21 protein-coding genes are annotated in these 20,637 nt (G+C 59.7%); 10 read left to right on the top strand and 11 right to left on the bottom strand.

The genetic code is table 11. The features are described 5' to 3' along the window. The first annotated feature begins 65 nt into the window (after nt 1-65). On the top strand, nt 66-527 hold the full coding sequence (locus XMD517_RS06090; protein ID WP_055189564.1) for an Lrp/AsnC family transcriptional regulator: 462 nt from the start codon (nt 66-68) through the stop codon (nt 525-527). Nucleotides 528-574: 47 nt separating this feature from the next. Here XMD517_RS06090 and XMD517_RS06085 read toward each other — a convergent pair whose 3' ends face one another. Beyond that, nucleotides 575-865 carry a hypothetical protein gene (locus tag XMD517_RS06085; RefSeq protein WP_173486617.1) on the bottom strand — a complete coding sequence of 97 codons (291 nt, stop codon included), beginning with the start codon at nt 863-865 and terminating at the stop codon, nt 575-577. Between the two features lie 99 nt (nt 866-964). On the opposite strand from XMD517_RS06085, the gene XMD517_RS06080 reads away from it, so the two are divergent. Further along, complete coding sequence (locus XMD517_RS06080; RefSeq protein ID WP_371734402.1) at nt 965-2,587, top strand: ATP-binding protein; 1,623 nt, start codon at nt 965-967, stop codon at nt 2,585-2,587. Beyond that, the gene (locus XMD517_RS06075; protein WP_173486615.1) at nt 2,584-3,822 is read left to right on the top strand and encodes a sigma-54 dependent transcriptional regulator; all 1,239 of its coding nucleotides are present in this window, start codon (nt 2,584-2,586) and stop codon (nt 3,820-3,822) included. The genes XMD517_RS06080 and XMD517_RS06075 overlap by 4 nt, the downstream gene beginning before the upstream one ends. Nucleotides 3,823-3,875: 53 nt before the next feature. Here the strand turns inward: XMD517_RS06075 and XMD517_RS06070 are convergent, their stop codons facing one another. Further along, nucleotides 3,876-4,430, bottom strand: coding sequence for a hypothetical protein (locus tag XMD517_RS06070; RefSeq protein ID WP_173486614.1), 555 nt, complete (start codon nt 4,428-4,430; stop codon nt 3,876-3,878). Nucleotides 4,431-4,900: 470 nt separating this feature from the next. On the opposite strand from XMD517_RS06070, the gene XMD517_RS06065 reads away from it, so the two are divergent. From XMD517_RS06065 to XMD517_RS06055, 3 genes are all read left to right on the top strand, one after another. After that, complete coding sequence (locus tag XMD517_RS06065; RefSeq protein ID WP_173486613.1) at nt 4,901-5,902, top strand: DctP family TRAP transporter solute-binding subunit; 1,002 nt, start codon at nt 4,901-4,903, stop codon at nt 5,900-5,902. Between the two features lie 163 nt (nt 5,903-6,065). Then, nucleotides 6,066-6,749 (top strand): TRAP transporter small permease, encoded by a 684-nt coding sequence (locus XMD517_RS06060; protein ID WP_173486612.1) that lies wholly within the window; start codon nt 6,066-6,068, stop codon nt 6,747-6,749. A gap of 3 nt (nt 6,750-6,752) precedes the next feature. Next, nucleotides 6,753-8,144 (top strand): TRAP transporter large permease, encoded by a 1,392-nt coding sequence (locus tag XMD517_RS06055; RefSeq protein ID WP_173486611.1) that lies wholly within the window; start codon nt 6,753-6,755, stop codon nt 8,142-8,144. A gap of 277 nt (nt 8,145-8,421) precedes the next feature. On the opposite strand, the gene XMD517_RS06050 is transcribed toward XMD517_RS06055, so the two are convergent. From XMD517_RS06050 to XMD517_RS06025, 6 genes are all read right to left on the bottom strand, one after another. Beyond that, on the bottom strand, nt 8,422-8,610 hold the full coding sequence (locus XMD517_RS06050; RefSeq protein WP_173486610.1) for a DUF2892 domain-containing protein: 189 nt from the start codon (nt 8,608-8,610) through the stop codon (nt 8,422-8,424). An 89-nt stretch (nt 8,611-8,699) separates the two neighbouring features. Then, complete coding sequence (locus XMD517_RS06045) at nt 8,700-9,359, bottom strand: Crp/Fnr family transcriptional regulator (RefSeq protein WP_173486609.1); 660 nt, start codon at nt 9,357-9,359, stop codon at nt 8,700-8,702. Between the two features lie 181 nt (nt 9,360-9,540). After that, nucleotides 9,541-10,413 carry a 3-hydroxyisobutyrate dehydrogenase gene (gene mmsB / locus XMD517_RS06040; RefSeq protein WP_173486608.1) on the bottom strand — a complete coding sequence of 291 codons (873 nt, stop codon included), beginning with the start codon at nt 10,411-10,413 and terminating at the stop codon, nt 9,541-9,543. 11 nt (nt 10,414-10,424) lie between these two features. Next, nucleotides 10,425-11,453, bottom strand: coding sequence for an enoyl-CoA hydratase/isomerase family protein (locus tag XMD517_RS06035; RefSeq protein WP_173486607.1), 1,029 nt, complete (start codon nt 11,451-11,453; stop codon nt 10,425-10,427). Between the two features lie 59 nt (nt 11,454-11,512). Further along, nucleotides 11,513-12,664, bottom strand: a complete 1,152-nt coding sequence (locus XMD517_RS06030) for an acyl-CoA dehydrogenase family protein (protein WP_173486606.1) — start codon at nt 12,662-12,664, stop codon at nt 11,513-11,515. A 272-nt stretch (nt 12,665-12,936) separates the two neighbouring features. Further along, nucleotides 12,937-14,070, bottom strand: a complete 1,134-nt coding sequence (locus XMD517_RS06025; RefSeq protein ID WP_173487936.1) for a carboxylate-amine ligase — start codon at nt 14,068-14,070, stop codon at nt 12,937-12,939. 198 nt (nt 14,071-14,268) lie between these two features. On the opposite strand from XMD517_RS06025, the gene XMD517_RS06020 reads away from it, so the two are divergent. Beyond that, complete coding sequence (locus tag XMD517_RS06020; protein WP_173486604.1) at nt 14,269-14,706, top strand: hypothetical protein; 438 nt, start codon at nt 14,269-14,271, stop codon at nt 14,704-14,706. Between the two features lie 90 nt (nt 14,707-14,796). Here XMD517_RS06020 and XMD517_RS06015 read toward each other — a convergent pair whose 3' ends face one another. Next, complete coding sequence (locus XMD517_RS06015) at nt 14,797-15,246, bottom strand: hypothetical protein (protein WP_173486603.1); 450 nt, start codon at nt 15,244-15,246, stop codon at nt 14,797-14,799. A gap of 258 nt (nt 15,247-15,504) precedes the next feature. Then, on the bottom strand, nt 15,505-17,004 hold the full coding sequence (locus tag XMD517_RS06010; protein WP_173486602.1) for a CoA-acylating methylmalonate-semialdehyde dehydrogenase: 1,500 nt from the start codon (nt 17,002-17,004) through the stop codon (nt 15,505-15,507). A gap of 271 nt (nt 17,005-17,275) precedes the next feature. Here XMD517_RS06010 and XMD517_RS06005 point away from each other — a divergent pair, with 271 nt between their 5' ends. From XMD517_RS06005 to coaD, 3 genes are all read left to right on the top strand, one after another. Further along, the gene (locus XMD517_RS06005; protein ID WP_173486601.1) at nt 17,276-18,175 is read left to right on the top strand and encodes a LysR family transcriptional regulator; all 900 of its coding nucleotides are present in this window, start codon (nt 17,276-17,278) and stop codon (nt 18,173-18,175) included. 78 nt (nt 18,176-18,253) lie between these two features. Next, nucleotides 18,254-18,688: a CBS domain-containing protein gene (locus XMD517_RS06000; RefSeq protein WP_173486600.1), complete on the top strand. Its 435-nt coding sequence runs from the start codon at nt 18,254-18,256 to the stop codon at nt 18,686-18,688. 224 nt (nt 18,689-18,912) lie between these two features. Then, nucleotides 18,913-19,404 (top strand): pantetheine-phosphate adenylyltransferase, encoded by a 492-nt coding sequence (coaD, locus tag XMD517_RS05995; RefSeq protein ID WP_173486599.1) that lies wholly within the window; start codon nt 18,913-18,915, stop codon nt 19,402-19,404. A gap of 148 nt (nt 19,405-19,552) precedes the next feature. Here coaD and gap read toward each other — a convergent pair whose 3' ends face one another. Continuing rightward, on the bottom strand, nt 19,553-20,554 hold the full coding sequence (gene gap, locus XMD517_RS05990) for a type I glyceraldehyde-3-phosphate dehydrogenase (protein ID WP_173486598.1): 1,002 nt from the start codon (nt 20,552-20,554) through the stop codon (nt 19,553-19,555). Nucleotides 20,555-20,637: the final 83 nt, after the last annotated feature.

Raw genomic sequence — 20,637 nt, 5'->3', positions numbered from 1 at the left:
AAGGAAAATTGTTCCCCTTTAGGCGCCGCATGGAACGCCGGACCTGAAAAAGAGGAAAAACCGGAATGTCCGTTCGGCTCGATGAAATCGACAAGAAAATCCTGCGCGAGCTGCAAAGCGATGCAGGTCAGTCCCTCGACGTGATTGCTCGCAAAGTGGGGTCGTCAAAGACACCCGTTTGGAATCGGATCCGCAAGATGCGCGAAGCTGGCATGATCGGCCAGAACACCGTGATCCTGGACGCGGAGAGCCTCGGGTTCGAGGCCTGTTTTTTTGTGCTGATCCGCACGGCAGAGCATGAAGCGGACTGGCAGAACAAATTCCTGAAAGCCCTCAGGGAACGCCCCGAGGTGATGGAAGCGCACCGGCTTGCCGGTGAGATCGACTATATTCTCAAAGTGCGCGTGAAAAATGCCCGCGCCTATGACGAATTTTATCAGGCGCTGATTTCCGAGGTGAAGATTTTCAATGTGACCGCGCTCTTGTCGATGGAAGAGATCAAGTTCTCCACTGAATTGCCGGTCTGAAGCCTGGAAGGGGCGCTGCCCCTCGGCCCCTCTTTGCAAGAGGGCCCTCACCCCGAGGTATTTTTGGCAAGAAAAAGGCGCAATGAATTGTTAACCTTCAGCTGACAAAGTGGGCGCGCGGTACAGGCGGAGGCGCCGATGACCGCGCAAGGAAAAAGCAGCAGCTTTGAAAGAGAGGGCGCCCCCCTCTCTTTTTTCTTGCTGCAAATACCTTCGCCGAAGGCAAGAAAACTGCCGAGCGACGCGAGGCCATGCCGGTCAGGCAGATGGGTAGGTGGACGCCGGTCGGGCCGCGCAAATGACCAGCAAAAAAATGAAACCGGGTGGTCAAGTGGCACCTGCGTTTCTATGCTCCGCTCATGGTCAAGTCTTTGCGATCCATATGGGTTCTTGCCTTTCTTGTGACGGCTTTGCTGTTTTCAGCAGGGGTCTGGCTTGTGTCGTGGCAATCTGCGTTGACGGCATTGGAAGAGCGGGGGCGGATTGACCTGACGCTGGCCTCAGACCGCCTGACCCGCCACCTGCTGCGCTATCGTGAACTGGCGGTTCTGCTGGCCGATCACCCGGAAATGGTGGCGCGGCTGAAGGGGCAGGGGGGGGCCAGGGATGCATCGGACCTGCTGCGTGAGATGGTGGACAAGACCGGTGCCGCGGCGATCACTCTTGTGGATCGTGACGGGCAGGTTCTGGCCACCACTAAACCGGGGGCCTCTGCGCTTGACCCAAAAACAGCCCCCCTGGCGCGTGCTTTGAACGGGGCGCTGGGCCGGGCAAATGGGACGCGTTTGGCGACAAACGGTATGACCCGGCGCATGTTCTCCTTTGCGGCGCCGGTTTTTGCGGGGCCGGGGCCTGCGCGTGGCGCCGTTGTGGCCGAGGTTGATATCTGGCTTTTTGAACAGAACTGGCCGACCAGCGCTGCCGCGGTCTATTTCGTCAATGATCAGGGACAGGTTTTTGTCACCAACCGCTCTGAACTGACGCTGACGAACCGGTTCGGCGATGAGGGGTTTCCGGATCACAGCAAGACCCGCTGGTTTGGTCATGATGTCTGGTCGCTGAGCGGTGGCCCCTACCTACCCGGACATGCGTTGCATCTGGCGGCCGATTTGCCGGTGATTGACATGACCGGAGAGATCCTGCTCGACACCTCTCCGACCATTCGCACCGCAAGCCAGCAGGCGGCGGTGGCGGTGGCGGTCTTTCTCGTCTTCGGTGCGGTGCTTTTGGTGCTGGCGGAACGGCGCCGCGCCCTGTCTGATCGCCTGTCGGTGGAAGCGGCGGTGAATGCGCGGCTTGAGGCGCGGGTTGCTGCGCGCACGCGTGCCTTGCGCGAGGCCAATGACCACCTGCGCCAGGCCCAGGCGGATCTGGTTCAGGCGGGCAAGCTGTCGGCCTTGGGCCAGATGTCAGCCGGGATCAGCCATGAGCTTAACCAGCCGCTGATGGCCATTCGCAGCTTTGCCGACAATGGCACGGAATTCCTTAACCGGGGCGCGCCGGAACAGGCGGGCGCCAATCTGGGGCGGATTTCGGAACTGGCGGGGCGGATGGACCGGATCATCAAGAACCTGCGCGCCTTTGCCCGCAACGAAAGCGAACCTCTGGGGCGGATCGACATTGTGCATGTCCTTGATACCGCTGTGGATCTGACCGGTGCGCGGTTACGCGCAGAAGGGGTGGTGCTGCGCTGGGCCCGCCCGTCGGACCCGGTGTTCGTGCGCGGCGGAGAGGTGCGGCTTGGGCAGGTTTTTGTCAATCTGATCAACAACGCTGCGGATGCCATGATCGGACAGGAGCGCCGGGAAATCACCCTTGAGCTGACCCGCGCGGACCGTATCAGCGTCAGTGTCTGCGACACCGGCCCTGGCATTGCGGACCCGGACAAGATTTTCGAACCCTTTTACACGACCAAGGAAGTGGGCGAGGAAGGGATGGGCCTCGGCCTGTCGATCTCTTATGGTCTGGTGCAAAGTTTCGGCGGCGACATTCGGGGCCGCAACAGCGATCAGGGCGCGGTGTTTACCGTGGAACTCGACCGATGGGAGGAGGGTGCATGACCACGCAGGTGCTGCTTGTAGATGATGATGCCATGGTGCGCGAGGCACTGGGCCAGACGCTGGAACTGGCGGGGTATGACGCGGTGCTGGCGGGCAGCTATATCGAGGCGAAAGACCATGTGGCGCGCGATTTTGCGGGCGTGGTGGTCAGTGACATTCGGATGCCGGGAAAGGATGGGTTCCAGCTTCTGGATTGGGTGCAGGGGGTGGATGGCGACCTGCCGGTGATCTTGCTGACCGGCGAAGGGGACATCCCGATGGCGGTGCGGGGCATGACCGCGGGCGCCTTTGATTTTCTGGAAAAACCCTGTGATACCAATGTGTTCCTTTCGGTGGTGGAGCGCGCCCTGGCGACGCGATCGCTGATCCTTGAAAACCGCGCGCTGAAACATTCGCTGGAAAAGGGCGATGCCGCGTCACGTCTTTTGTTTGGTGAAAGCGTGCTGGCCGAGGAGCTTCGGGCGCGGGTGCGGGCGGTGGCCAAGATGCAGGCCGAAGTGTTGATCTGCGGCGAGCCGGGATCGGGCACTGCCAAGGTGGGCGAGGTGGTGCATCTTCTTTCCGCAGGGGCGATGCGGCCCTTGGTGAAACGCCCGGCGGCGGGGCTGACGCCGGAGGGGCTGGCGGAGGCGTATGAGCGGGCTGAGGGGGGGACATTGTTCCTTGATGAGATTGCCGCCCTGGACCCATCGACGCAGTTTGCGCTTTTGGACCTGTTGGAAAAACAGGGGCAGACCCGTGTGGTGGTGGGCACTTATCGCGATCTGGCCACGGAGGTCGCGGAAGGCCGGTTCAACCCGGATCTTTTCTACAAGCTCGACGTGCTGCGCGTGCGCATCCCGGCCATTCGCGAACGCAAGGACGATATACCGGTGCTGTTTCGCCATTATGTGTCGATCGCCAGCGAACAGGCGGCGCTGACCCCGCCGGAAATCAGCCAGGAGGTGATCTCGCAACTGATGGCGCAGGACTGGCCGGGCAATGCGCGGGCGCTGATGAACACGGCGATGCGCTTTGCCATGGGGCTTGGGCTGGGCGACGTAGAGGATGGCGAAGGCGAACGCCCCGGCCTTGCCCAGCAATTGGCCCAAGTGGAACGGACCCTGCTGATCGAAGCGCTGCGGCGTCACGGCGGCGGCGCCACGGCGGCGGCGAAAGACCTGAAACTCCCGCGTAAAACCTTTTACGATAAGCTCACCCGCCATGGGATCCGGGCGGAGGATTATCGGGGGTGAGGGGCGGCTTTGCGGGGCTTGGCTGATATCTTTTGGCTTAGAAGCGTATTTGACTATTTAGGGGAGTGACCGTCCATCAGGCCGCGCTTTGCCGCAATCTTCATCAGAAATTTGGGGCCGAATATCGTTATCAGACCTGCCATGACCATCGGCATCCACCGGAAAACTGGCGCAAGCTCCTGCCCATTCGCGAATGCAAACCAAGCAAATGTCAGCGCCCACATAGCCGAAAAAAATATGTTCGCCTTTATGAAAGCAGGGTTTTCAGAAAAGTCTCCTACGTCCGCTGCAGAAAGCTCTGCCGTCCATGGTTTGTTGTTAATTACGCTCACGAGGGCCCCAACTGCCAGAAAGGCAAAAACCACTGCAAAGGCGGTGGTTTCCTTCAGTGATGGCGTGACCAGCAGTAAGATAAGAGCGACCGCGACACCCAATACTTGAGCACCCATGAAAACTGGCGGAAGTTTCATCCCGTAACGTCGAACGCACGCGATCACTCCAATTGTGAAACCAATTGCCGCTCCGAGAAGTGGGTAGCCAAATGCGGCCAAGATGGTGAATACCAAGAAGGGCGCAAGAAACAGATGGGCAAGCAGATAGGCTTTCATGGATTGTCCTAGGAGGCGGTACTCTGGCTGTGCGGAACGCTATTCAGACCATTAACCAACGCGGCAATCTATTCAAGAAGTCTTGAGGTTTTAGTGGGTTCATTCAGGGCACTTTGTGGCCACAGGGAATGTGCTGCCAATCACGCATGATGACTTTGTGCATGCCGATGTCGCGCATGATGCTGTGACTCGGTTTGTCTTGTCAGGAGTGATTCGTTCCTTTGGGGCAGGATTGATGTGCGAAAAATCGCACACACCGAAAATGCCCTGTGTGGAAATTCGCCCACTTGGCCAGTCCACGCAAATTCCAATCTGCCAGTAACTCAGGCAATCTCATGAAAAATAACGTAAAAATTCAGCGTTAGCGCAACCTCTGCCTCTCCCCTTGGCAGGTCCGTCCCCCCATGCCCCAATGGCTGCAACATCCGTTTTCAGGATGTAGGAAGCAATTCTGTCTGGGAGGACATCTTATGAAATTCCTTACTCTGGCCGCATCGGCCCTCGCTCTGACCGTTTCCATGGGCACCGCGCAGGCGGCCTGTGATGACGGTGAGATCGTGATCAAGTTCAGCCATGTGACCAATGCCGACAAGCACCCCAAGGGGATCGCCGCGTCGCTCTTGGAGCAGCGCGTGAACGACGAGATGAACGGCAAAGCCTGTATGGAGGTGTTCCCGAACTCGACCCTTTATAACGACAACCAGGTGCTGGAAGCGATGCTGCAGGGTGACGTGCAGATGGCCGCCCCCTCGCTGTCGAAGTTCGAAGCCTTCACCAAGAAATTCCGCATCTTTGACCTGCCCTTCATGTTCAAGAACATGGATGCGGTGGACGCGTTCCAACAGTCGGAAACCGGGCAGGCGATGAAAGAGTCGATGACGCGCCGCGGTCTTCTGGGCCTCGCGTTCTGGCACAATGGTCTGAAACAATTCTCGGCCAACAAACCGCTGGAACTGCCCACGGATGCAGCTGGCCTGAAATTCCGCGTTCAGACCTCGGACGTGCTGGTGGCACAGATGGAAGCCATTGGCGCAAGCCCGCAGCCGATGGCCTTCTCGGAAGTATACGGCGCGCTGCAGACCGGCGTTGTGGATGGTCAGGAAAACACCTGGTCGAACATCTATGGCAAGAAATTCTTTGAGGTGCAGGACGGCGTGACTGAGACCAACCACGGCATTATCGACTATCTGGTCGTGACCAATGTGGACTGGTGGGAGGGTCTGCCGGGGGATGTGCGTGACCAACTGGCACAGATCCTGAAAGAAGTGTCCCAGCAGCGCAATGGAGAAGCCTTTGCCGTGAACGAGGCCGCCAAGCAGTCGATCATCGACGCCGGTGGCGTGGTGCGCCAGCTGACCGACGAACAGCGCGCGGCCTGGGTCGAAGCCATGAAACCGGTTTGGGCACAGTTTGAAGGTGACGTAGGCGCCGAGAACATCGCCGAAGCACAGAAAACCAACGCAATGTACTAAGCCACTCACGCGTAACGAGTTTCTGCGTGACATCCGGGGCCTGTCCAGAAAATGGGCCCCGGGTTTTCCCAAAATCCTGACATAGCCGCCTGCAATCAATTCGACCGGAATGAGGGTTTCTACCGGGTTGTCAGGCCGTGAGCGGGGACGAGAAGGGGGCGAAATGAGCCATTCATCCACACATAAAACAGGTTTCGAAGAGACGGCGATTGCCGTGCTGCTCGGCCTGATGACCATGATCACTTTCATCAACGTGGTGCTGCGTTACCTGTTCAACAGCTCAATCATCTGGGGGCTTGAGGTGGTTCTGATCCTCTTTGCCTGGCTTGTGCTGTTCGGTGTGAGCTACGGGGTCAAGATCACGGCCCATCTGGGCGTGGACGCGCTGACCAATGTATTGCCGGAAGGGGCCCGCAAGACGGTTGCGCTGATCGCAGCTGTGATCTGCATTGCCTATGCCTTCCTGCTGCTCAAGGGGGCGTGGGATTACTGGGCGCCTTATGCCGCACTTGACCGGACCTCGGGGCGCTGGTTCCCGACCGGGTTCGAAAAGACCCGCGACCAGGCCTGGTATATCACCGATCAGGTGCCGATGCCCGATTTCCTGCGCTTTTTGGAAGGCTGGATCAACCAGGGTGAGACCTATGACAAGCTGCCACGGGTGATCCCCTATGCCATCCTGCCGATTGGCATGGCGCTGCTTTTGTTCCGGTTTCTGCAGGCTACCCTGCGGATCTGGTCAGGGCGTCAGGACAGCCTGATCGTGAGCCACGAGGTCGAAGATGAAATCGACCAGCTTCAACATGATGATGACGGCGACGACGTCGCACAAAAACCGGGGACCTGATCCATGGATGTAGTCTTTCTTTTCCTGATGGTGATCGGGTTTCTGATGATCGGCGTGCCCATTGCGGTGGCGCTGGGCATGAGCTCGATCCTCTTCCTGCTGCTCTTCTCCGACACCTCGCTCGCGTCGGTGGCGCAGAGCTTTTATCAAGCGGAAGCGGGGCATTATACGCTTCTTGCCATTCCGTTCTTCATCCTTGCCTCCAGCTTCATGTCCACTGGTGGCGTGGCGCAGCGGATCATCCGCTTCTCGATTGCCTGTGTGGGCCATATGCGCGGCGGTCTGGCAATTGCGGGTGTGTTTGCCTGTATGCTCTTTGCAGCCCTGTCCGGCTCGTCGCCCGCCACCGTGGTGGCAATCGGGACCATTGTGATCGCGGCGATGCGCCAGGTGGGCTACACCAAGGATTTCGCCGCAGGTGTGATCTGTAACGCGGGCACGCTGGGCATCCTCATTCCGCCCTCGATCGTGATGGTGGTTTACGCCTCCGCCGTTGAGGTGTCCGTGGGCCGCATGTTCCTGGCCGGCGTTATTCCGGGCATCATGGCCGGTGTCATGCTGATGATCGCGATCTATGTGATCGCCACGATCAAGAACATGCCGAAAGGTGAGTTCGCGGGCGTCAAGGAAGTGCTTGAGAGCTTTGGCGATGCGGTCTGGGGTCTTTTGCTGATCGTGATCATCATGGTGGGTATCTATGGCATCCCCGGCATCACCGGTGCGCTGTTCACCCCCACCGAAGCGGCGGCTGTTGCCTCCGTGTATGCGTTCCTCGTGGCGACCTTCATCTATCGCGATATGGGGCCACTGGCGGACAAGGGCGAGGGCAAGAAAACGCTGTTCCAACGCCCACAGGCGCTGATCACCGCGTTTTTCCACGAAGACACCCGCAAGACGCTGTTTGACGCGGGCAAGCTGACCATCACCCTGATGTTCATCATCGCCAACGCGCTGATCCTGAAACATGTGCTGACCGACGAGCAGATCCCGCAGCAAATCGCCGGTGCGATGCTGTCGGCTGGTTTCGGCAAGATCATGTTCCTGATCATCGTCAACGTGATCTTGCTGATCGGCGGGCAGTTCATGGAACCCTCGGGCCTGATCGTGATCGTGGCACCGCTGGTGTTCCCGATTGCCATCGAACTGGGTGTGGACCCGATCCACCTGGGCATCATCATGGTGGTGAACATGGAAATCGGCATGATCACCCCGCCAGTTGGTCTGAACCTCTTCGTGACCTCGGGTGTTGCCGGGATGCCGATGATGAAGGTGGTGAAGGCGGCTGCACCCTTCCTCGCTGTGCTCTTCGTCTTCCTGATCATGGTGACGTACATTCCGTTCCTGTCGACCTGGTTGCCGACCACGCTGATGGGGCCAGAGATCATAACGAAGTAGATATGTCCCGGGGAAGGGGCTCTGCCCCTCGCGAGGCAAGCTCGCTCACCCCGGAGTATTTGAGCCAAGAAGAAAGGCGCGGGTTTTCGGACCTGCGCCTTTTCCCTTTCTAGTCGATTTCCCCAGGAGGGGCCGCGCAAAAAAACAGGAGCCGCGATTTGCGGCCCCTGCGGACTGACTACTTACAGACTGAAACTCAGCTGTGGTCTGGGAATGTGAACACAGCGGTACAACTCAACACTTCCCTAGGGATACAGTGTAAAAGTTGCAAAAAGCTTTATTGTTTCATCTTGCAGGTTTTAATGCCCAGAATAGCGTAGGGCGGGCACCAGCCCAGAATGGCGGTGGCCATCGGCACGATGCCGATCCAGGCCCAGATCGGGCCGCCCATGATGGCCCAGACAATCAGGGCCGCGCCGATTGCGATTCGGATAATGCGGTCGATGCCGCCGATATTCTTGGTCATGAGATGTCTCCTGTTCTATCTGGCATCAGGATAGAGGAGGGGGGCGGGCATGGCATGTGACCCTGTCACACAGAGAGGAAAAAACCTGCTCAGAATGCCGGGGCGCGGCAAATCTCTTCCAGCCCCTTTCGGTCCAGAACCGTCACAACCCCGCGTTCATGGGCCACCAGCCCGGATTGTGCCAGCCTGTCAAGCCGGCGCGAGATCACCTCGCGCGCCGTGCCGATGGCGCGTCCGATTTCGGCCTGCGTCATTTTCAGGCAATTGTCAGGCCCCGCCCGGTCAAGGATCAACGTCGCAAGCCGCGCCTCCACCGACATAAAACTGACATTTTCGATCAGTTGCATCATCGCCTGCATTCGTTCCGCGAACGCCCCGAAAACGAGGCGGCGAAATCCTGGAGAGCTGTCGATCAGCGCGAAAAACACATCTTTCGGAATGAGAACAAGGCGGGACGGGCTCTGGGCCATGGCCTCCGCAGTGTATTCCTCCCCGCCCAAAAGGCCGAGGGTGGATTGGATACAGCTCTGGCCGGGGGCCACACGATAGAGCAGAATGTCACGCCCGTTGGGGCCGATCAGGTTCACTTCCACCCGCCCCGAAAGCATGATGACATAGCCCTTCACCGCTTCGCCCGGTGCAAATAAAACGGCCCCTTTGGGCACATCCAAAGGGGCCAGCGTGTTCAAAAGAGCACGGGCCGGGGCGTCCAACCCGGCCATTTCATCGCTGTCCTGCGTCCAGCTCATGCGAACCTCCCACAGTTCGTAATCTCTTTTACCATGTTGCAGCTGCAACGACATGGCGCACTCTGTCACACCTTGTTAAAAACTCCGCCCCCGTAAAAGACAGAGCCCCAAATCGCGCCCTTTTTTCTTGCCCCAAATACCTCGGGGGTTCGAAGGGGGCAGAGCCCCCTCGTCGCCGATATCAGTTGCGCCCGCGCTTTTCAAACCGCGGCAGCATGGCCGAGAAATCCATGCCCTGCCCATCCTCGTCCTCGACAAAGCTGGTGTAAAGCTCGGTGGCGCGCAGCCCCATCGGCGTGTCCGCATCCGCAGCTTCCGCTGCCTGCTGGCTCAGACGTAAATCCTTCAGCATCAATTCTGCCGCAAAGCCCGGCTTGTAATCATTGTCCGCAGGGGATTGCGGCCCGACACCCGGGGCGGGGCAATAGGCGTTCATGGTCCAGCTATAGCCAGAGGAGGTCGACACCACGTCAAACATTTTCTGGCGATCCAGACCCAGCTTGTCGGCCAGGGCAAAGGCTTCGCAGGTGCCAACCATGGTGATGCCGAGGATCATGTTGTTGCAGATTTTCGCAGCCTGACCGGCGCCGGAGGCCCCGCAATGCACCGCTTTCTGCCCCATGATGTCAAACAGCGGCTCTGCCTTGGCAAAAGCATCATCCGAGCCGCCTGCCATGAAGGTGAGCGTGCCGCCCGCAGCCCCACCAACACCGCCTGAAACCGGTGCATCCACCGCGAGCAGCCCCGCCGCCACCGCCTGTTCCGCCACCGCGCGGGCACTTTCCACATCCACGGTTGAGCAATCGACAAAAGCCGCACCTGCGCTCATCGCAGGGATGATCTCATTGGCAACGGCCCGCAGGATCTGGCCATTGGGCAGCATGGTGACCACCACGTCGGCACCGGTCGCGGCCTCTGCGCCCGAGGCCGCCATGGCCACGCCTTCGATGTCGACCGGTGCCATGTCGAACCCGACAACCTCGTGGCCGGCACCCGCCAGGTTGGCCGCCATCGGGCCACCCATATTGCCTAATCCGATAAATCCGATTTTCATGTTTTTCCTCCTCAGAATGTCAGTTCCAACGCGCCCAGATCGGCCTGCATGATGGCAAGATCCTGCTCTGGCAGGGCGTCGATGTCATGTTTCCAGTGCGGGCTGCGGTCCTTGTCGATGATCGCGGCGCGAATGCCCTCGATGAAATCCCCATGTTCCATGGCCCGAGCGGTAAAGCGGTATTCCAGCTGCAACGCGTCGCGCAGATTGCGGTTGCCTCTGAGCTGATGCAGCATCCAGATCGTATAGGCCAGCGCCAGCGGAGAGGCCCCCTCGATGACCTGCAGCGCCGAGCGCTCCAAGTCCCCCTCTGCCCTGCGCAGTCGCGCAAGCAGCAGGGGCAGGGTGGGGGCATCAAACAGCGCGTCAATGTCGGCCCTTGCGGCCATTACAGGGCCTTCGGGGGCAGGCTGGGCTGCTGCGGTCAGGCAGGTCACGTCACCGGTTGTCTCAAGTGTCGCAATCAGGGCAGGCCAGTCCGCCTCGGGAATGAAAAGATCCGCAAAGCCAAGGGCAATTGCGTCCCCCGCTTTCAGGCGTGTCCCGGTCAGGCCTGCATAAAGCCCGGTCCAGCCCGGTGCATTGGCCAGCATCATTGAACCGCCCACATCCGGCACCAGGCCAATCAGGCATTCGGGCATTGAGATCTTGCTTGTCTCGCCCACAATCCGATGCGATCCGTGGCAGCCAAGGCCAACCCCGCCCCCCAGCACCAGACCGTGCAGAAAGCTGATGATCGGTTTGGGATATTCCCGCAGCTTGGCGTTCAGCCGGTATTCGTCACGCCAGAAGGCCTGCCCAAAGGCAAAGTCGCCCCGGATGCCGCTGTCATAAAGTGCGGCAATATCGCCCCCGGCCGAAAAGGCCTTTTCACCGGCCGCATCCATGATGATCACGCCCACCGCGTCGTCGTCGCGCCAGAGCTCCAGCGCGTCCTCGACTTCGCGGCACATGTCATGGGTGACGGCATTCAGCGCCTTGGGGCGGTTAAGGGTGATGCGCCCGGCCTTGCCTATCCGTCGCGTGGTGATATCGGTCATGTGCCCGTCTGTCCTGTTGCCTTGTTGTCCGGGCCTTACGCCCCCGTCAAGCACAGGTTTTACCCCCGATCCCGTTCGATGAGCAACTGGCGTGAGACAATCAACCGCATGATTTCATTGGTCCCTTCAAGAATTTGATGCACCCGCAGGTCGCGCACGATCTTCTCGATCCCATAATCCGCAAGATAGCCATAGCCCCCATGAAGCTGCAAACAGCCATTGGCCACGTCAAAGGCGGCATCCGTCACCATCAGCTTGGCCATGGCACAGAATTTCGACGCATCATGCGCCCCATTGTCGAGCTTCCACGCCGCCTGACGCAGGAAAATGCGCGCCGCCTGCAGCCGGGTCTCATATTCCGCCAACCGAAATTGCAGCGCCTGAAACTGGTCGAGTGTCTTCCCGAAGGCCTTGCGCTCACCCATATACTGAAGCGTCAGATCCAGCGCCTTCTGCGCGCCCCCAAGCGCCCCGGCCGAAATGTTCAGACGGCCCCCGTCCAGCCCCGCCATCGCATAGGCAAAGCCCTTGCCCTCTTCCCCCAGCAGGTTTTCCTCAGGCACAAGGCAATCGTCAAACTGCACCTGAGAGGTCGGCTGCGCCTTCCAGCCCATCTTGCGTTCATTGGCGCCGAAACTCAGACCCGGTGTGCCGTTTTCCACCACCAGGGTCGAAATCCCCTTGGGGCCATCCGCGCCGGTCCGGCACATGGTCACATAGACATCCGAATAATTACCGCCCGAAATGAAGGCCTTGTTGCCATTCATCCGATACCCGCCATCAACCTTCTCGGCACGGGTTTTCAACGCGGCCGCGTCCGACCCCGATCCGGGTTCGGTCAGGCAATAGGAAAAGATCTTCTCCATCGAACACAGGTCCGGCAACCACTTGGCCTTGTCCTCGGGCGTGCCGAATTTATCAATCATGCCACCGCACATATTGTGGATCGACAGAAGCGAACCGACCGATGGGCAGGACATCGCCAGCGCCTCGAACACCAGCGTTGCATCCAGACGCGACAGGCCCGATCCACCATATTCCTCTGACACATACACCCCGCCAAGCCCCAGCTCAGCCAGCCCTTTCCAAATGTCACGCGGAATGGTGCCGTCGATCTCCCACGCCTCGGCATGAGGGGCGATATGCTCCTCGCCAAAGCCCTTGGCCATGTCGAAAATAAGGGTCTGCTCCTCGGAAAGCGCAAAATCCATGCCGGTCTCCTCCGTCCGCGTGATTGGCTTGCGTGAACGCTATCGGCCAATTCTTTCAGGAGTTTTTCAGCCCGCACCCGTCCCCGGAAAAAATCGCGCCTCAGGCAAGGGCCCGCCCGCCGGGATCTCCCTCATTTTCTGGTCACAATATCCCGGGGTTCGAGGACTCCTCGGAATTGATCTGGGGGATCAATTCGCCCGAAGAACGGGCGGCGCCCAGACAAAGTCCGAGGGGCAGAGCCCCTTCCCGCTGCGCGCCGCCGCCGTGTGGCTTATAAATCTGCGTGGTATTCGTCGATCAAATGGCGCACCACGTCCTTCAGCGCCTCGGGGACAGGTTTTTCCGCCTCAACCGAATCCAGAAACACCGCGCGTTGGCGATCGGCGGGCACGCCTTGGGTCAGGATGGCGCGGGCGGCTTCCACCTCGGCGGTGGATCCCAGCGCCGCCGCATCCTCTTCCACCAGGGCAAGCATGTCCTCAAGTAACTGATCAAACGGGATAATTTCACCGCAGCCAAAATCAATCAACCCACCGGACACGCCGTATCGCTGGGCCCGCCAGCGGTTCTCGGCGATGAGGAAATTGTCATAGGTGCGCCAGCGCTGGTTTTGCTGTTTCAGGCGCCACAGCATCCGGGTCAGGGCCTGGATCAGGGCGGCAAGGCTGAGGGTGTTTTCCAACCGGGGCTGCACATCACAGATCCGCGCCTCGATGGTCGGAAAGCGCGAAGAGGGGCGCAGGTCCCACCAGATTTTTGAACTGTCCTCGATCACGCCGATATCCACCAGCGCCTGCACGGACCGCTCATATTCGGACCAGCTGGACAGGTGGGGCGGCAGGCCGGTGCGGGGCAGGTTGTCAAAAACCGTCAGGCGGTAACTCGCCAGCCCGGTATCTTCGCCCTGCCAGAACGGGGACGAGGCTGACAACGCCAGCAGGTGGGGCAGGAAATAGCTCAGCTGGTTCATCAGGTCGATGCGGGTATCGGGGGTGGGAATGCCCACATGCACATGCATGCCGCAGATCAGCATTCGCCGCACCACGCCCGCCAGATCGCGGCGCAGATCGTTGTAACGGTCCTTGTCCACGTGATGCTGGTCTTTCCAGTCGGCAAAGGGATGGCAGGAGGCCGCGATCGGCGCAAGATCATAGCGCGCGGCATGTCTGGAGACCGCGGCGCGCAGATGTTTGAGATCCTCACGCGCCTGCGCCACATTGGCGCAGACCTTGGTGCCGATCTCGATCTGGCATTGCAGGAATTCCGGGCTGACCTGCCCCTCCAGTTCCGCCAGGCAATCCTGCATCATCTGGTCCGGGGCGCGGGCCAGTTCATAACTGTTGCGATCGACCAGAAGGTATTCTTCTTCGATGCCGATGGAAAAAGCCGGTTCCTGACGTGCCATATGCCCCCCTTTTGCGGGGCGAATTGGCCACCCTGCCTGATCATCATGCAGGAATTCGCCCGGTGGGCAAGCGCAACACATGTGTTTTGCCAGTAAGGGATTGCCCGCGGGGCGGAGTTGGTTAACATGTGACGCAATCAGCGCCGCTTGGGCCGCTGATGCGGTAATGGGTTTGCGCAGGTCACGAAGGAGGAGGGGATGCCTCAGTCAGCGCGGTATTATCCGGACCTGAAACTGGTCCATGTCCGGCTTTGGGGGGCGATCAGCATGACCTCTCTGGCGGGGCGGATGGCGGAATGGATGTATGGGTTCCATGTGCCAAAGGGCTATGTCTGCCTGACCGATTCACGTGCCCTGCTTGCGGTGGACAGTTCCGAGACCGGGATGAAAGAGTTGGTCAATCTGCAATCGAAGGTCTACGAAGACCTGCCGTGCCCCGAGAAATCCGCCATCCTTGTCGACAGCCCGGTGGGTTTTGTGCTCTCACGATTGTTTGAGCAGATGGCCGAAGGGGTGCTGGAGGAGCAGGTCAGCCTGTTTCGCGCCGAACAGGACGCGCTGCGGTTCCTGGGCTTTGAAAGCTCGGATCTGGAGGCGCTGCTGAGGGATCAGCAAAATGTGCAGCACATGGATTAAGCCGCACAGGGATGAAAGCGTGTCCAATTGAACTGAACACGCCCTCATGGGTTTCGACATTCAGTCGAAGTAGCGCGATATGAAAATGTGTTAGGCCGACGCCGCCGAGGCGTTGCGCTCAGCACGTTCCAGATGATCGCGCAGGGTCTCAAGCCGTCGCTCCGAACGGAGCAGAAAAGCCAGGGCTTCCTCCTCCTCCCGCATCACCGCCAGGTCCAGCACCAGCTCCCCCTGCGCCAGTTGTTCCAGCATACGACAGGTGCCAAAGGCCAGATCACCGGGGGCCCAGATCGCGATGCGGTTGGGCGGGCGATGGGTTTTCTGTCGCGCTTTGCGTGCGCGCACCAGCGTGGCCATGCCGGTGAAGCTGCAGTCAATATCGGTGGCCCCGGACAGGTCAATCAGCGCATCATACCCTCCGGGCGGGACAGGATGGTCCTGCAGGTCAGGTAGCAGGTGGCCCAGCTGAGACAGCCCGATTTCCCCGGACAGGGACTGACACAGCAATGCGCTGGTGGGAAAATACTCACTCTTCACCATTTCAGTATCCGAAAAAACAATCAGTGGTTGTTGAAAATGCTAAGTTATTGCGCGAGGGAAGTCGATTCAATTCACTGAAATATTCCATAATTTATGAAAATAAAAGGAAAAATCAATTTTTATCGCTTTTCCGATAAACAACCCAAGCGGTAGTTTGCGGGGGTGAGCTGCACAAAAAACGCCCCGAGATTTCTCTCGGGGCGCTCTGGGTCTTAACGGCTCGTCAGTCCGCAGATCGTGCGGATCTGACGTCGTGGATCAGTCCATGGCCTTGAAGTTGAACTCGCCACCTTCCTTGATGCCCGACGGCCAGCGCGAGGTCACGGTTTTGGTGCGGGTGTAGAATTTAAACGCGTCCGGGCCGTGCTGGTTCAGATCGCCAAAGCCCGATTTCTTCCAGCCGCCAAAGGTGTGATAGGCCAGCGGAACCGGGATCGGAACGTTGATGCCGACCATGCCGATATTGATCCGGTTGGCGAAATCACGGGCGGTGTCACCGTCACGGGTGAAGATCGCGGTGCCGTTGCCGTACTCGTGATCCATGGCGTGGCCGATGGCTTCCTCGTAGGTTTCGGCACGCACCATCGACAGGACCGGGCCAAAGATCTCTTGCTTGTAGATATCCATGTCGGTGGTGACGTTGTCGAACAGATGCGGGCCAACAAAGAAGCCCTCTTCATAGCCCTGCAGGCTGAAGTCGCGGTTGTCCACAACCAGATCCGCGCCCTGATCAACACCGGTCTGGATCAGACGCAGGATGTTTTCCTTGGCGGCCGAGGTCACAACCGGGCCGTAATCCACGTCGTCGCCAGCAGTGTAAGGCGCCACTTTCAGCTTTTCGATGCGCGGCACCAGGGCGTCACGCAGTTTGTCTGCGGTCTCAGCCCCGACCGGCACAGCCACCGAGATCGCCATGCAGCGTTCGCCAGCGGCGCCAAAGCCAGCACCCACCAGGGCGTCGGCAGCTTGCTCCATATCCGCGTCGGGCATGATGATCATGTGGTTCTTTGCACCACCGAAACACTGCGCGCGTTTGCCGTTGGCGGTGGCACGCGAATAGATGTAATGCGCAATCGGGGTCGAGCCGACGAAAGCCACGGCCTGAACCGTGTCATTGTCAAGGATCGCGTCGACCGCATCCTTGTCGCCGTTCACAACCTGCAGAACGCCGTCGGGCAGACCTGCTTCTTTGCACAGCGCAGCCAGCATCAGCGGCACCGAGGGGTCGCGCTCGGACGGCTTCAGGATCATCGCGTTGCCCGCAGCCAGCGCCGGACCCATGCCCCAGAGCGGGATCATGGCGGGGAAGTTGAAGGGCGTGATCGAGGCGACAACACCCAGCGGCTGGCGCATGGAATACATGTCGATGCCGGGGCCGGCGCTGTCGGTGAACTCACCTTTCAGCATCTGCGGCGCACCGATGCAGTATTCGATCACTTCCAGACCGCGCTGCACGTCGCCCTTGGCGTCGGGGATGGTCTTGCCGTGTTCAGCCGACAGGGCCTCGGCCAGCTTGTCCATATCGCGGTTGATCAGGCCAACCAGGGCCATCATCACGCGGGCACGTTTCTGCGGGTTGGTGGCGCCCCAGATTTTCTGGGCTTCGGCCGCGCTTGCAACAGCGGCGTCCAGCTCGGCCTTGGTGGCCAGGGCAACCTGTGCCTGCACTTCGCCGGTGGCGGGGTTGTAGACATCTGCGGTGCGGCCGGATGTGCCGTCGACCAGCTGACCGTTGATCCAGTGACCAAGATTTTTCATGGTGGTTCTCCCAAATTTCTGCGCGCAGGTTAGTCTTGCGTTTGTGCGGTTGGAAAGAGGGTATTTCCCAAAAGGGTTTTGCAAAAATGCAAGACTGGTGGTAGCAGGGGCAGAGTAGGGGCTGGGGCGCTTCGGCTTGCGCCTCAGCGCGCTGTCGGTGGCCTCGCTTCGCTCGGAAGGGGCGCTGCCCCTCGCGCTTCCGCGCTCACCCCGGGATATTTCTGACAGGAAAAGAGGGGCATGTTTGGGAGCTTGGTCTACGGAGCGGGTGATGGATTGGGATGATCTGAAAGTGTTTCTGGCGGTGGCGCGGGCGGAAAGCCTGTCGCGGGCAGGTAAGTCGTTGCGGCGCGATGCGGCCACGGTGGGGCGGCGGGTGGCCAAGCTCGAGGGCGACCTGGGGCAGGTTCTGTTCACCAAATCACCGCAGGGCTATGCGCTGACCGAGGCGGGATCGCGTCTGTTGTCCCATGCGGAGCGGGCAGAGCAGGCGGTTCTATCCGGGGTGGATGAGCTGCGTGGACAGTCCGGGCAATTGTCCGGTCAGGTGCGGATTGGCGCCACGGATGGCTGCGCCAGTTATATCCTGCCGCAGGTCTGTGCGCAGATTCAGCGCCAGCACCCGGAGCTGGAATTGCAGGTCGTGGCGCTGCCCCGCGTGATCAACCTGTCAAAACGGGAAGCGGATATGGCGATTACGGTCAGCCCCCCGCAGGCAGGCCGGGTCACCGTGCAGCGGATCACCGATTATCACCTGCATCTGGCGGCAAGTGAGACCTATCTGCGCCACGCCCCCCGGCTGGAGCGGCTGGCGGATCTGCGGGATCATCCGATTGTGGGGTATATTCAGGACATGATCTTTTATCCCGAGCTTGATTTCCTGACCAAGCTGGGGATTGAGCGGGTGCAGCTGGCCTCGAACCTGGTGGCGGTGCAGCTGGGCATGGTGCGTCAGGGGGGTGGGGTTGGCATCACCCATGATTTCATCCTGCCTTTTGCGCCGGAACTGCGGCGGGTGCTGACCGACCAGCTGTCGATCACGCGGTCCTTTTATCTGGTGCGCCACGAAGGGGATGCGCGGGTGGAGCGTTTTGCGCGTGTGGCAGAGGCGTTGGCGCAGGGAATCCGGGCAGAGGTGGCGCGGTTGGAAAACATGGTAGAAACACTCTAAGGTGCCGAATGTTCTTGACATATTGTTGCGTGAGGGGCGACGCTGGAGACATAAATTATAATTCCCCAGGAGGTTCAGATGCTCGTCAGCCAAATTCTCAAAGACAAACCGATCAGCGGTGTTGCCACGATTAAACCGGGCAGTTCGATCACCGAGGCGGTGGCGCTTTTGTCGGAGAAAAAGATTGGCGCGGTGATTGTGTCCGAGGATGGCGTGCGCCCGGCGGGGATCGTGTCGGAACGCGATGTCGTCAGTGCCCTTGGGGCGTCGGGCACGGGGTGCCTGACCGACACTGTTGACAGTATCATGACCGCCAAACTGGTCAGCTGCGCCCCCGGCGACCGGGCCATTCAGGTGTTGCAGACCATGACCGAAGGGCGGTTTCGCCATATGCCGGTGATGGAAGGTGACGAGATGGTCGGGCTGGTGTCGATCGGTGACGTGGTCAAGGCGCGACTGGATGAGCTGTCGAGCCAGGCCGAAGCGCTGACCAATATGATCATGGGCTACTGAGCGCATTTTAGCGCATTGTGCCGTTACGTAGAACTACGTGGCGGCACCAAAAGTCTTGAAAAACCACGCGCAATATTGTTGCGTGCGCCCCAGCTTTAAAGCGTTTCGACGTTCACCTGAGACAGGGAAAAACCGACACGCTGTTAAGTGATAGAAATGTTGTGGGCGCTTCGGAATAAACATGTGTCTCAAGTTTATCCCGAAACGCTTTAGGAGGCACGAATATGCGCGTTGGTCTTTATCCCGGAACTTTCGATCCGATCACGCTCGGACATACCGACATCATCCGCCGTGCCTGTGCGCTGGTGGATCGGCTGGTGATTGGGGTGGCGATCAACACCGGCAAGGGGCCGATGTTCTCGCTCGAGGAGCGGGTGGCCATGGTTGAAGAGGAATGCGCCAAGCTGGCCCAGGAAACCGGGACCGAGATCATTGCCCATCCGTTTGAAAACCTTCTGATCGACTGCGCCCATGATGTCGGCGCGCAGATCATCGTGCGCGGATTGCGGGCGGTGACGGATTTTGAGTATGAATATCAGATGGTTGGTATGAACCGCGCAATGGATTCATCGGTTGAGACCGTGTTTTTGATGGCTGAGGCAAAATATCAGGCAATTGCCTCGAAACTGGTGAAAGAGATCGCCAAGCTGAACGGCGACGTGTCGAAATTCGTGACACCTGAGGTGAAAGAGAAGCTGCTCGCGAAAATCGGGTAAGGCGGCTTTTTGCCCCTTTGCGGGGGGCGTGTGCGGGGGCACATGAATGCGATCCTCCCTTCGTGAAAAACCCGCCTGTTGAGGGTTGGTTCACAAAAAAGGCCCCCTCTGGGGCCTTTTGTCGGTCCTGTTTATGCGCCCCATCCGCTCACAGGTGTTTTCCCATTTCCGCCGCCGTATCCAGCATCCGGTTCGAAAATCCCCATTCATTGTCATACCAGCTCAGAATGCGCACCATATTGCCGTCCATCACCCGGGTCTGATCGGTGGCGAAGGTCGAGCTTTCGGGGGCGTGGTTGAAATCAACCGAGACAAGCGGTTTGTCGGTCACGCCGAGCACCCCGCGAAGCGGCCCATGGGCGGCGGCATGTATCGCGGCATTGATCTCGTCCGCATCCGTGGCGCGCGCCGCCTCAATCGTCAGATCCACGCAGGAGACATTCGGTGTCGGCACCCGGATCGCCACCCCATCCAGCCTGCCGGCCAGCTCTGGCAGGACCAGCCCAACCGCCTTGGCCGCGCCGGTGGTGGTGGGGATCATGCTCATCGCGGCGGCGCGGGCACGGTAGAAATCTTTCTTGTGCAACCGGTCCAGCGTCGGCTGGTCGCCGGTATAGGAATGCACGGTGGTCATGAACCCCTTCACGATCCCGACCGTTTCATGCAGCACCTTGGCCACCGGCGCCAAGCAATTGGTGGTGCAGGACGCGTTGGAGACATGCACATGATCCGAGGTCAGGCTGTTATGGTTCACGCCATAGACCACGGTGTTATGTGCCCCCGAAGACGGGGCCGAAACCAGCACCCGGCTGGAGCCATTGCCAAGATGCACCAGCGCCTTGTCGCCTTTGAAAATCCCGGTGCATTCCAGGACAATATCCACATGCGCCCAGGGCAGGTCATCGGGGTTGCGCATGGCGGTGACGGCAATCTTGCCGCGCCCCACATCCATCCAGTCTTCGCCATAGGTGACAGTGCCGGGAAACCGCCCATGCACGCTGTCAAACTCCAGCAGATGTGCGTTCATCTCAACCGAGCCGAGATCGTTGATCGCCACCACCTCAAGATCGTCACGTCCCTGTTCCGCAAGCGCCCGCAGCACCAGTCTGCCGATGCGCCCAAACCCATTGATGGCCAGTTTCACACTCATGTCGTCGTTCCTTCCGGGGGCGCGCACAAGACGCTGCCGCATGTCATGTTGGCGCTAACATGACTTTTTTGACGGAAAGGTCA

The organism is Aliiroseovarius sp. xm-d-517, from assembly GCF_013283135.1.
GTDB classification, from domain to species: Bacteria; Pseudomonadota; Alphaproteobacteria; order Rhodobacterales; family Rhodobacteraceae; genus Aliiroseovarius; species Aliiroseovarius crassostreae.
Note: the sequence above shows the minus strand (reverse complement) of the source record. Positions and strands in the feature narration are given on the sequence as shown.

Coding starts and splice junctions, on each gene's coding strand:
- XMD517_RS06005 (WP_173486601.1), top strand. CDS start 17,276: ATGGATTGGGATGATCTGAAAGTGTTTCTGGCGGTGGCGCGGGCGGAA.
- mmsB (WP_173486608.1), bottom strand. CDS start 10,413: ATGAAAATCGGATTTATCGGATTAGGCAATATGGGTGGCCCGATGGCG.
- XMD517_RS06055 (WP_173486611.1), top strand. CDS start 6,753: ATGGATGTAGTCTTTCTTTTCCTGATGGTGATCGGGTTTCTGATGATC.
- XMD517_RS06000 (WP_173486600.1), top strand. CDS start 18,254: ATGCTCGTCAGCCAAATTCTCAAAGACAAACCGATCAGCGGTGTTGCC.
- XMD517_RS06090 (WP_055189564.1), top strand. CDS start 66: ATGTCCGTTCGGCTCGATGAAATCGACAAGAAAATCCTGCGCGAGCTG.
- XMD517_RS06045 (WP_173486609.1), bottom strand. CDS start 9,359: ATGAGCTGGACGCAGGACAGCGATGAAATGGCCGGGTTGGACGCCCCG.
- XMD517_RS06065 (WP_173486613.1), top strand. CDS start 4,901: ATGAAATTCCTTACTCTGGCCGCATCGGCCCTCGCTCTGACCGTTTCC.
- XMD517_RS06060 (WP_173486612.1), top strand. CDS start 6,066: ATGAGCCATTCATCCACACATAAAACAGGTTTCGAAGAGACGGCGATT.
- XMD517_RS06030 (WP_173486606.1), bottom strand. CDS start 12,664: ATGGATTTTGCGCTTTCCGAGGAGCAGACCCTTATTTTCGACATGGCC.
- XMD517_RS06015 (WP_173486603.1), bottom strand. CDS start 15,246: ATGGTGAAGAGTGAGTATTTTCCCACCAGCGCATTGCTGTGTCAGTCC.
- XMD517_RS06010 (WP_173486602.1), bottom strand. CDS start 17,004: ATGAAAAATCTTGGTCACTGGATCAACGGTCAGCTGGTCGACGGCACA.
- XMD517_RS06020 (WP_173486604.1), top strand. CDS start 14,269: ATGCCTCAGTCAGCGCGGTATTATCCGGACCTGAAACTGGTCCATGTC.
- XMD517_RS06025 (WP_173487936.1), bottom strand. CDS start 14,070: ATGGCACGTCAGGAACCGGCTTTTTCCATCGGCATCGAAGAAGAATAC.
- coaD (WP_173486599.1), top strand. CDS start 18,913: ATGCGCGTTGGTCTTTATCCCGGAACTTTCGATCCGATCACGCTCGGA.
- XMD517_RS06070 (WP_173486614.1), bottom strand. CDS start 4,430: ATGAAAGCCTATCTGCTTGCCCATCTGTTTCTTGCGCCCTTCTTGGTA.
- XMD517_RS06075 (WP_173486615.1), top strand. CDS start 2,584: ATGACCACGCAGGTGCTGCTTGTAGATGATGATGCCATGGTGCGCGAG.
- gap (WP_173486598.1), bottom strand. CDS start 20,554: ATGAGTGTGAAACTGGCCATCAATGGGTTTGGGCGCATCGGCAGACTG.
- XMD517_RS06050 (WP_173486610.1), bottom strand. CDS start 8,610: ATGACCAAGAATATCGGCGGCATCGACCGCATTATCCGAATCGCAATC.
- XMD517_RS06035 (WP_173486607.1), bottom strand. CDS start 11,453: ATGACCGATATCACCACGCGACGGATAGGCAAGGCCGGGCGCATCACC.